Consider the following 10,608-nt stretch of genomic DNA (forward strand, 5'->3'; position numbering starts at 1 on the left):
GCACCGTTCCCGACCACGTCACGCGGGACCTCCGTTCGCCGCGGGGCGGGCTGCCGGGGGCGCCGGCCCGGAGCGCCGCCGCCGCGGGCAGCTCCGTGTCGTCCGGGGTCAGCAGCTCCGCGATGTCCAGCACGTGGTACCCCCGCATCGACGGCAGGCAACTGCCCCGGACCGGGCCGATCGCTGACGCCCACTCCCGGGGGATGGCCGAAGCCCCGTGCAGGGCGCCCGCCAGCGCACCGGCCACCGCCGCCGTGGTGTCGGCGTCCCGCCCCATGTTCACGGCCGTCAGCACCGCCGTACGGAAGTCACCGCGCGCCGCCGTGAGGGCCCCGAAGGCCAGGCCCACCGCCTCCGGGGCCAGATCCGTCCACGGATACCCGCCGATCACCACCGCGGACCGCACCGCGCGCTCCGCCGTCAGCCGGTCCGGGTACGAGCGCTGCGCGGCCGTCACCGCGCGCCGCAGCGAGCGGGCCGTCCAGGAGTCCATCGGCACGACCGACAGTGCCGCGGCCACCACCGACGCCGGCCCGGCCCCCACCATGGCGGCGGCCACCCCCGCCGCGACCGCCTGCCCGCCGTAGATGCCCTCTCCCTCGTGGCTGACCCGCCCGTCCACCTCCACCAGCCGGGCCGCCTCCCTGGGCCTGCCCGCCGCGAAGACGCCGAACGGCGCCGCCCGCATCGCGAGCCCGTCACTCCACGCGTGCCGGTGCTGCGCCGAGATCGGCGCGGCGAGGCCCCGGCGCAGGTTCTCCAGCGTGCCGCGCTCGCTGAAACCCGCACCCCGGAAGGGACCCTCGTCGAGGTCGGCGATCCAGTGGTGCCAGGCCCGCTCCACGTGGGAGACCGTGAGCGCCGAACCGTGCCGGGCGAGCAGCAGCCCGGAGAAGATCGCGTACTCGGTGTCGTCCGTCCCCGCCGGGTCCTCGCTGACGAAGCCCTCGATGCGCCCCCACCGGCGGCGGATCTCGGACGGCCGCAGGTTCTCCGCCGGGGCGCCCAGCGCGTCCCCCACGGCGGGCCCCAGCAGCGCGCCCCGTGCCCGGTCGCCCGTGCTCCCCGGCCCGCCGCCCGCCGGCGGCTCCACCGGACCGCCCGCCCTCAGCTCCATAGCGTGACCCTTCGCTCGCACCGGGCGGTTCACCGCCTGCGCGATCCGTTCCCCGCGAGGGCCCGGGCGAGCCCGATCCGGCGAGAAAGCGGCCACACGGCTGACGCCTCCGGGCGGTCGGCGAACCTGTCTCCGAACCTGCCTCCGAGCCCGCCTCCGAGGCAGGTAAGTACGGCCTTCCTTGCTGGCGGGAGGCCCTTTCGGTGCGTACTTTCGAGGGTGTTGAACGGGGGCGGAACGCACAAGCCCGTCCCGGAGAAGGGGAGAGCTCTGTGGCCATCATCGAGACCGACGCCGTACTGCACGAGGCGCACCGGGACAATCACACGCACCGTGACGTGAACGGCGGCTGGCTGCGCCCCGCCGTCTTCGGCGCCATGGACGGCCTGGTCTCCAACCTCGCCCTGATGACCGGCGTCGCCGGCGGAGCCGTCTCCCACCAGACCGTCGTCATCACGGGTCTGGCGGGCCTGGCCGCCGGGGCGTTCTCCATGGCGGCCGGCGAGTACACCTCCGTCGCCTCGCAGCGCGAGCTGGTGGAGGCGGAGCTCGACGTGGAGCGGCGCGAGCTGCGCAGGCACCCCAAGGACGAGATGCGCGAGCTCGCCGCCCTGTACGAGTCCCGGGGCGTCGAGCGGGCGCTCGCGCAGGAGGTCGCGCGGCAGCTGTCGAAGGACCCCGAACAGGCACTGGAGATCCACGCCCGCGAGGAACTCGGCATCGACCCCGGTGACCTGCCCTCCCCGCTCGTCGCCGCCGTGTCGTCGTTCGGTGCCTTCGCGCTGGGCGCCCTGCTGCCCGTACTGCCGTACCTGCTCGGTGCCACCGCGCTGTGGCCCGCCGTGCTGCTCGCGCTGACCGGCCTGTTCGCCTGCGGTGCGGTGGTGGCCAGGGTGACGGCACGCGGCTGGTGGTTCAGCGGGCTGCGCCAGCTCGTGCTCGGTGGGGCCGCCGCGGCGCTCACGTACGGCCTGGGCTCCCTCTTCGGCGTGGCGGTGGGAAGCTGACGGCGTCCCCGGGTGTTCACCCGAGGAGGCGTCCGCCCCGCGGGGGCGTGCTCCCGGGTGTGACGTACGTCTTGGCGCCGGTGTCTGGGCGGATCGGCCGGTGCGGCCGTAAAATGAGACACTATGCAGTGCTACACATAAGTAGCCGTTACTCGGCGGTTTCGAATCGATGACCGCAGGGCATGAGCCGTAGACCGACAGGCAACGACGCCTCCTCTCTGCGGTCCCCTCCGGGCAGTGATCCCCACGGGTCCTTGCGATCACGAATCGCCGGCGCCGCGACTCCGCGGTGTCCGCATGTTGGAACGACCTATTCGCTTTTTGAGAAGCGTTCCATCATGTAACCTGCACGAAATTTCGCAGAGGGCCAACGTCGTCCCTCGGCACAGCACATGCCACGACGACGACGGGAGAGCCGATGCGTTCCGACGCCTGGTCGCCCATGGACGGTCGCCCCGTTCAGCAGGGGATGTACGACCCCCGTAACGAGCACGACGCCTGTGGCGTCGGGTTCGTGGCCACACTGACCGGTGTGGCCAGCCATGAGCTGGTCGAGCAGGCGCTGACCGTACTGCGCAACCTCGAACACCGCGGCGCCACCGGATCCGAGCCCGACTCGGGTGACGGCGCCGGCATCCTCCTTCAGGTCCCGGACGCCTTCCTCCGCGAAGAGGTCGCGTTCGAGCTCCCCGAGGCCGGCTCGTACGCCGTCGGCATCGCCTTCCTGCCCGCGGAGGACTCCACCGCGTCCGTCCGGCGGATCGAGAAGATCGCCGCCGAAGAGGGCCTCGACGTCCTCGGCTGGCGCCAGGTCCCGGTCACCCCGGACATCCTCGGCAACGGCGCCCGCGCCGTCATGCCGGAGTTCCGCCAGCTGATCGTCGCCGACGGCACGAGCACGGGCATCGTGCTGGACCGCAAGGCCTTCGTCCTGCGCAAGCGCGCCGAGCGGGAGGCCGGGGTGTACTTCCCCTCGCTCTCCGCACGCACGATCGTCTACAAGGGCATGCTCACGACCGGGCAGCTGGAGCCGTTCTTCCCGGACCTCTCCGACCGCCGGTTCGCCACCGCGGTCGCCCTGGTGCACTCCCGCTTCTCCACCAACACCTTCCCGAGCTGGCCGCTCGCACACCCGTACCGTTTCGTCGCGCACAACGGCGAGATCAACACGGTCAAGGGCAACCGCAACTGGATGAAGGCCCGCGAGTCCCAGCTCGCCTCCAGCCTCTTCGGCGAGGCGCAGCTCGACCGCATCTTCCCCGTCTGCACCCCGGACGCCTCCGACTCCGCCTCCTTCGACGAGGTCCTGGAGCTGCTCCACCTCGGCGGGCGCTCCCTGCCGCACTCGGTGCTGATGATGGTCCCCGAGGCGTGGGAGAACCACGCCTCCATGGACCCGGCCCGGCGCGCCTTCTACCAGTACCACTCCACGATGATGGAGCCCTGGGACGGCCCGGCCTGCGTCACCTTCACCGACGGCACCCAGGTCGGCGCGGTCCTCGACCGCAACGGCCTGCGCCCCGGCCGCTACTGGGTCACCGACGACGGCCTCGTCGTCCTCTCCTCCGAGGTCGGCGTCCTGGACATCGACCCGGCCAAGGTCGTCCGCAAGGGCCGCCTCCAGCCCGGCCGGATGTTCCTCGTGGACACCGCGGAGCACCGCATCATCGAGGACGACGAGATCAAGGCGTCCCTGGCCGCCGAGAACCCGTACCAGGAGTGGCTGGAGACCGGCGAGATCGAGCTCGAGGACCTTCCCGAGCGCGAGCACATCGTCCACACCCACGCCTCCGTCACCCGCCGCCAGCAGACCTTCGGCTACACCGAGGAAGAGCTCCGCGTCCTCGTCGCCCCGATGGCCCGCACCGCCGGCGAGCCCCTCGGCTCCATGGGCACCGACTCGCCGATCGCCGCGCTCTCCGAGCGCCCCCGGCTGCTCTTCGACTACTTCACCCAGCTGTTCGCGCAGGTCACCAACCCGCCGCTGGACGCCATCCGCGAGGAGCTCGTCACCTCGCTGCGCTCCACGCTCGGCCCCCAGGGCAACATCCTGGAGCCGACCGCCGCGACCTGCCGCAACGTCGCGCTGCCCTTCCCGGTCATCGACAACGACGAGCTGGCCAAGCTCATACACATCAACGCCGACGGCGACATGCCGGGCATGAAGGCCGCCACCCTGGCCGGCCTCTACCGGGTCGGCGGCGGCGGGGACGCCCTCGCGGCCCGCATCGAGCAGATCTGCACCGAGGTCGACGCCGCCATAGAGGACGGCGCCCGCCTCATCGTCCTGTCCGACCGGCACTCCGACGCCGAGCACGCGCCGATCCCGTCGCTGCTGCTCACCTCGTCCGTCCACCACCACCTCATCCGCACCAAGCAGCGCACCCAGGTGGGCCTGCTGGTCGAGGCCGGTGACGTCCGCGAGGTCCACCACGTCGCCCTGCTCATCGGCTACGGCGCCGCCGCCGTCAACCCCTACCTCGCGATGGAGTCCGTCGAGGACCTCGTCCGCGCCGGCACGTTCATCGAGGGGATCGAGCCCGAGCAGGCCATCCGCAACCTCATCTACGCCCTCGGCAAGGGCGTCCTGAAGGTCATGTCCAAGATGGGCATCTCGACGGTCGCCTCCTACCGGGGCGCCCAGGTCTTCGAGGCCGTCGGCCTCGACGAGGCCTTCGTCGCGCAGTACTTCAACGGCACCCCCACCAAGATCGGCGGCGCCGGACTCGACGTCGTCGCCAAGGAGGTCGCCGCCCGCCACGCCAAGGCCTACCCGGCCTCCGGCATCTCCGCCTCGCACCGCGCGCTGGACATCGGCGGCGAGTACCAGTGGCGCCGCGAGGGCGAGCCGCACCTGTTCGACCCGGAGACGGTCTTCCGCCTCCAGCACGCCACCCGCAACCGCCGGTACGACATCTTCAAGAAGTACACCGGCCGGGTCAACGAGCAGTCCGAGCGCCTCATGACGCTCCGCGGCCTGTTCGGCTTCCGGTCGGACCGCGAGCCCATCTCCGTCGACGAGGTCGAGTCCGTCTCCGACATCGTCAAGCGCTTCTCCACCGGCGCCATGTCGTACGGCTCCATCTCCCAGGAGGCGCACGAGACCCTCGCCATCGCCATGAACCAGCTGGGCGGCAAGTCCAACACCGGTGAGGGCGGCGAGGACGCCGAGCGGCTGTACGACCCGGCGCGCCGCTCGTCCATCAAGCAGGTCGCCTCCGGCCGCTTCGGTGTGACCAGCGAGTACCTGGTCAACGCGGACGACATCCAGATCAAGATGGCGCAGGGCGCCAAGCCCGGCGAGGGCGGCCAGCTGCCCGGTCACAAGGTCTACCCGTGGGTCGCCAGGACCCGGCACTCCACCCCGGGCGTCGGCCTGATCTCGCCCCCGCCGCACCACGACATCTACTCCATCGAGGACCTCGCCCAGCTGATCCACGACCTGAAGAACGCCAACCCGGCAGCCCGCATCCACGTGAAGCTGGTCTCCGAGGTCGGCGTCGGAACGGTCGCCGCGGGCGTCTCCAAGGCCCACGCGGACGTCGTCCTCATCTCCGGCCACGACGGCGGCACGGGCGCCTCCCCGCTCACCTCGCTCAAGCACGCGGGCGGCCCCTGGGAGCTCGGCCTCGCCGAGACCCAGCAGACCCTGCTGCTCAACGGTCTGCGCGACCGCATCGTCGTCCAGACCGACGGCCAGCTCAAGACCGGCCGCGACGTCGTCATCGCCGCCCTGCTGGGCGCCGAGGAGTTCGGTTTCGCGACCGCGCCCCTCGTCGTCTCCGGCTGCGTCATGATGCGCGTGTGCCACCTCGACACCTGTCCGGTCGGCATCGCCACCCAGAACCCGGTCCTGCGCGACCGGTTCTCCGGCAAGGCCGAGTACATCGTCAACTTCTTCGAGTTCATCGCCGAAGAGGTCCGCGAGATCCTCGCCGAACTCGGCTTCCGCACCATCGAGGAGGCCGTCGGCCACGCCGAGATCCTCGAGACGGACCGGGCCGTCACCCACTGGAAGGCCCAGGGCCTCGACCTCGAGCCCCTCTTCCACGTGCCCGTCCTCCCCGAGGGCGCGGTGCGCCACCGGATCGCCGAGCAGGACCACGGCCTGGCCAAGGCCCTCGACAACGAGCTGATCAAGCTCGCCGCCGACGCCCTCGGCGCCGACAGCGCCGAGGCGGCCCAGCCGGTCCGCGCCCAGATCGCGATCCGCAACATCAACCGCACCGTCGGCACCATGCTGGGCCATGAGGTCACCAAGAAGTTCGGTGGCGAGGGCCTGCCCGACGACACCATCGACATCACCTTCACGGGCTCCGCCGGCCAGTCCTTCGGGGCGTTCGTCCCGCGGGGCGTCACCCTGCGCCTGGAGGGCGACGCCAACGACTACGTCGGCAAGGGCCTCTCCGGCGGCCGTGTCGTCGTCCGCCCGGACCGGGGCGCCGACCACCTCGCCGAGTACTCGACCATCGCGGGCAACACCATCGCCTACGGGGCGACCGGCGGCGAGCTCTTCCTCCGCGGCCGGACCGGCGAGCGCTTCTGCGTCCGCAACTCCGGCGCCACGGTCGTCTCCGAAGGCGTGGGCGACCACGGCTGCGAGTACATGACCGGCGGTCACGCGGTCGTCCTCGGCGAGACCGGACGCAACTTCGCCGCGGGCATGTCGGGCGGCATCGCGTACGTCATCGACCTGGACCTCGACAACGTCAACACGGGCAACCTCGGCGCCGTCGAGACGCTCGACACCGTCGACGAGCAGTGGCTGCACGACGTCGTGCGCCGCCACCAGGAGGAGACCGGTTCCACGGTCGCCGAGAAGCTGCTCGCCGACTGGGACACCGCGGTGACCCGGTTCCGCAAGATCATCCCGTCCACCTACAAGGCAGTGCTCGCCGCCAAGGACGCCGCTGAGCTCGCCGGTCTCTCCGAGCAGGAGACCACCGAGAAGATGATGGAGGCGGCGACCAATGGCTGACCCCAAGGGCTTCCTGACCACCGGACGCGAGGTCGCCAGGACCCGCCCCGTCGACGAGCGCGTCAAGGACTGGAACGAGGTCTACGTTCCCGGTTCGCTGCTCCCGATCATCAGCAAGCAGGCCGGCCGCTGCATGGACTGCGGCATCCCGTTCTGCCACAACGGCTGTCCGCTCGGAAACCTCATCCCCGAGTGGAACGACTACGCCTACCGCGAGGACTGGTCCGCCGCGTCCGAGCGCCTGCACGCCACGAACAACTTCCCGGAGTTCACCGGGCGGCTGTGCCCCGCTCCCTGCGAGTCGGCGTGCGTGCTCGGCATCAACCAGCCGGCCGTCACCATCAAGAACGTCGAAGTCTCGATCATCGACAAGGCCTGGGAGAGCGGCGACGTCACCCCGCAGCCGCCCGAGCGCCTCTCCGGCAAGACCGTCGCCGTCATCGGCTCCGGCCCGGCCGGACTGGCCGCCGCCCAGCAGCTGACCCGGGCCGGCCACACGGTCGTCGTCTACGAGCGCGCCGACCGCATCGGCGGCCTGCTGCGCTACGGCATCCCCGAGTTCAAGATGGAGAAGTCGCACATCAACCGCCGCATCGAGCAGATGCGCGCGGAGGGCACCAAGTTCCGCACGGAGACCGAGATCGGCCGCGACATCGACGCCGCGAAGCTGCGCCGCCGCTACGACTCGGTCGTCATCGCCGCCGGGGCCACCGTCTCCCGCGACCTGCCCGTCCCGGGCCGGGAGCTGAACGGTGTGCACTTCGCGATGGAGTACCTCCCGCTCGCCAACAAGGTGCGGGAGGGCGACCTGACGGTCTCCCCGATCACCGCCGAGGGCAAGCACGTCGTCGTCATCGGCGGCGGCGACACCGGCGCCGACTGCGTCGGCACCGCGCACCGGCAGGGAGCGGCCTCCGTTACCCAGCTGGAGATCATGCCGAAGCCGGGCGAGGACCGTAACGCCAACCAGCCCTGGCCGACGTTCCCCATGCTCTACAAGGTCACCTCCGCGCACGAGGAGGGCGGCGAGCGGCTCTACTCCGTCTCGACCACCCACTTCGAGGGCGACGAGGACGGCAACGTCCAGTCGCTGCACCTGATCGAGGTGGAGTTCAAGGACGGCAAGCTGGAGCAGAAGGCGGGCACCGAGCGTGTCATCCCGGCCCAGCTCGTCACCCTGGCCATGGGCTTCACCGGCACCGACCAGGCCAACGGCCTCGTGCAGCAGTTCGGCCTCGACCTCGACGAGCGCGGTAACATCGCCCGTGACGAGGACTACGCGACCAACGTCGAAGGCGTCTACGTCGCCGGCGACGCGGGCCGTGGCCAGTCCCTCATCGTGTGGGCCATCGCCGAGGGCCGCTCCGCGGCACGCGGTGTGGACCGCTACCTCACCGGCGCCAGCGCGCTGCCGGCCCCGATCCGCCCGACGGACCGTTCACTGATGGTCTGATCACGGCACACCGACGTCCCGTACAACGGCGTACGGAACTGAACACGGCGCCCGCCTCGTCCCCGACCGGACCATGGCGGGCGCTGTGGCGTGTCCGGGGGAGCGGCGCCGGGCCGCACGCGGCCGAACGGCCCCGCCGGCCGGCCGCCTCCGGGAGGCACCACCTCCGGGGCGGGCGCGGCTCCGGCGGGAGCGCGCGGCCGTACCGGCGAAGCCCGGTGGATCGTCAGGCGGCACCCGTCAGCGAGGCCGTCCGCACCGCCACCACCAGCGCCAGGACCACGAGCAGGGCCGCGCCGCCGGCGCACTGCGCGACGGAGGTCCGCAGCCGCACCGGGGCGTAGGCGAGGGCGTAGGTCACCAGGCCACCCGTCAGCAGCCCGCCGAGGTGGCCCTGCCACGAGGTGACCGCGGCGGACACGGCCATCCACAGCAGCAGCACGGCCATGAACCGGTTGACCGGCTGCATGTCCCGGCCCAGACGCCGGCTGATGACGTAGTACGCCGCGCCCAGACCGAAGATCGCGCCCGAGGCGCCCACCGTCAGGGTGTCCGGCGCGAGCACGTACACCAGCACCGAACCGCCCAGCGTGGACAGCAGGTACAGCGCCAGGTACCGCGCCCGGCCGAGCTGCTCCTCGACGGCCCGGCCCACGTTCCAGAGCGCGAACATGTTGAAGACCAGGTGCATCACGCCGAACGACTCGTCCGGCGGCAGGTGCAGGAACCCGCCGGTGAGCAGCCGGTACCACTCGCCGCCGGCCACCCCGACCAGATCGAGACCGGCGAAGGTCTCCCCCCGGTAGTAGTACTGCGCGCCCGCCGGGTCGGTCAGCGCCGCACCGAGCATCCCGAACCGGTCCGTCACCCCGGCCACCGCCACCTGGACGACGTACGCGACGGCGTTCAGCCCCATCAGCGCGTACGTCACCACGGGCTTCGCGGCCCGCGGCACGGCCCCGCCGAACACGGAGCGGGCCCGGCGGACCGAACGCCGCCCCTCCCGCACACAGTCCACGCAGTGATGGCCGACGGCGGCCTCGCGCATGCAGTCGGGGCACATGTAGCGGTCGCAACGCGTGCAGCGCACGTACGTCTCGTACGACGGATGGCGATGGCACACGGTGGGGGCGGCCTCCATGGCCGGCTCCTTCGTTCGTGGACGGGGAGGAGGGGCCGCGGGGGCGGCGGCGATCAAGATAGCGAACACGGGGGTGGGCGGGGCAGCCGGGTGCTCTAGGCTCTGGACTCCCGAACCGCCGCGACCGGGCACGTGACAGCCCCGCCGTCCGGGCGCGGTGGACCGTCCGGCGGGCGGCACCGTCGAGCACGCACCGGATCGGAGACCCCATGGCCACCCCGCCGCCCGGAGCCCCAGGCCCGCGGGTCGCCGTCCCCCGCCGGCCGGCGGCTGCCACGGCCCAGGGCATGGTCCGGTGACCCCGCGCGTACTGCGGGCGGCCGACCGCGAGGCCACTTTCTGGCGCAACGGCGGGGGAGTCACCCGGGAGATCGCGGCCTCGGGGGCGGCGGGCGGCGCCTTCGACTGGCGCGTCAGCCTGGCCGACGTGACCGCCGACGGACCGTTCTCCTCGTTCCCGGGCATCGACCGCACCCTCACCGTCGTCGAGGGGGAGGGCATGGACCTGCTGGTCGACGGTGAGCACCACATCGTCGACGAGCCTCTGTGGCCGCACGACTTCCCCGGTGACCGGGAGACCTACGGCCACCTCCTCCACGGCCCGGTCGTCAACCTCAACGTGATGTACCGGCGGGACCGCGTGCCCGCGTCGACCGCCGTGGTGCGGGGGACCGTGCGCCTGATCCCTCCGCGGGGCGGCACGGTGGTGGCCGTCGCGCTGGAGGACGGCGCGGTACTCGAGGGCCCGGTGCCGGGGGAGACCTTCGGCGGTGGCACCTCTCTCCGGCTGCGCCGCTACGACGCCGTACTCGCCGCGGGGACGCCGGCGGGCGTCCTGCGCACGCACGGGTACGCCGCGTTGGTGACCCTGCCCGGCACGTGACACGGCTGCCCCGGGGGGTGTGAGGCGCC

The 10,608-nt window shown here is 72.0% G+C and carries 6 protein-coding genes; 4 read left to right on the top strand and 2 right to left on the bottom strand.

Going from position 1 to position 10,608, the window contains the following annotated elements; translation table 11 throughout:
* Positions 1-1,117: ADP-ribosylglycohydrolase family protein (locus tag ABZ371_RS22515; RefSeq protein ID WP_358682575.1), on the bottom strand; the 1,117-nt coding region annotated here is incomplete at its 3' end.
* 272 nt (positions 1,118-1,389) lie between these two features.
* On the opposite strand from ABZ371_RS22515, the gene ABZ371_RS22520 reads away from it, so the two are divergent.
* The 3 genes from ABZ371_RS22520 (at position 1,390) to ABZ371_RS22530 (ending at position 8,555) form a co-directional block, all read left to right on the top strand.
* Entirely contained in the window at positions 1,390-2,124 is a 735-nt protein-coding gene (locus ABZ371_RS22520) for a VIT1/CCC1 transporter family protein (RefSeq protein WP_358682578.1), read from the top strand.
* Positions 2,125-2,542: 418 nt separating this feature from the next.
* On the top strand, positions 2,543-7,102 hold the full coding sequence (gene gltB / locus ABZ371_RS22525; protein WP_358682581.1) for a glutamate synthase large subunit: 4,560 nt from the start codon (positions 2,543-2,545) through the stop codon (positions 7,100-7,102).
* A complete protein-coding gene (locus ABZ371_RS22530; protein ID WP_358682584.1) occupies positions 7,095-8,555 on the top strand; it encodes a glutamate synthase subunit beta in 1,461 nt (486 codons plus the stop codon). The genes gltB and ABZ371_RS22530 overlap by 8 nt, the downstream gene beginning before the upstream one ends.
* Before the next feature lie 226 nt (positions 8,556-8,781).
* Here ABZ371_RS22530 and ABZ371_RS22535 read toward each other — a convergent pair whose 3' ends face one another.
* The gene (locus tag ABZ371_RS22535) at positions 8,782-9,696 is read right to left on the bottom strand and encodes a rhomboid family intramembrane serine protease (protein WP_358682586.1); all 915 of its coding nucleotides are present in this window, start codon (positions 9,694-9,696) and stop codon (positions 8,782-8,784) included.
* Between the two features lie 295 nt (positions 9,697-9,991).
* Between ABZ371_RS22535 and ABZ371_RS22540 the strand changes: the two genes are divergently transcribed.
* Positions 9,992-10,579: a HutD family protein gene (locus tag ABZ371_RS22540; RefSeq protein ID WP_358682588.1), complete on the top strand. Its 588-nt coding sequence runs from the start codon at positions 9,992-9,994 to the stop codon at positions 10,577-10,579.
* The last annotated feature ends 29 nt before the right edge of the window (positions 10,580-10,608 follow it).

The sequence above is a fragment of the Streptomyces sp. NPDC005899 genome (genome assembly GCF_040629645.1).
GTDB lineage: Bacteria > Actinomycetota > Actinomycetes > Streptomycetales > Streptomycetaceae > Streptomyces.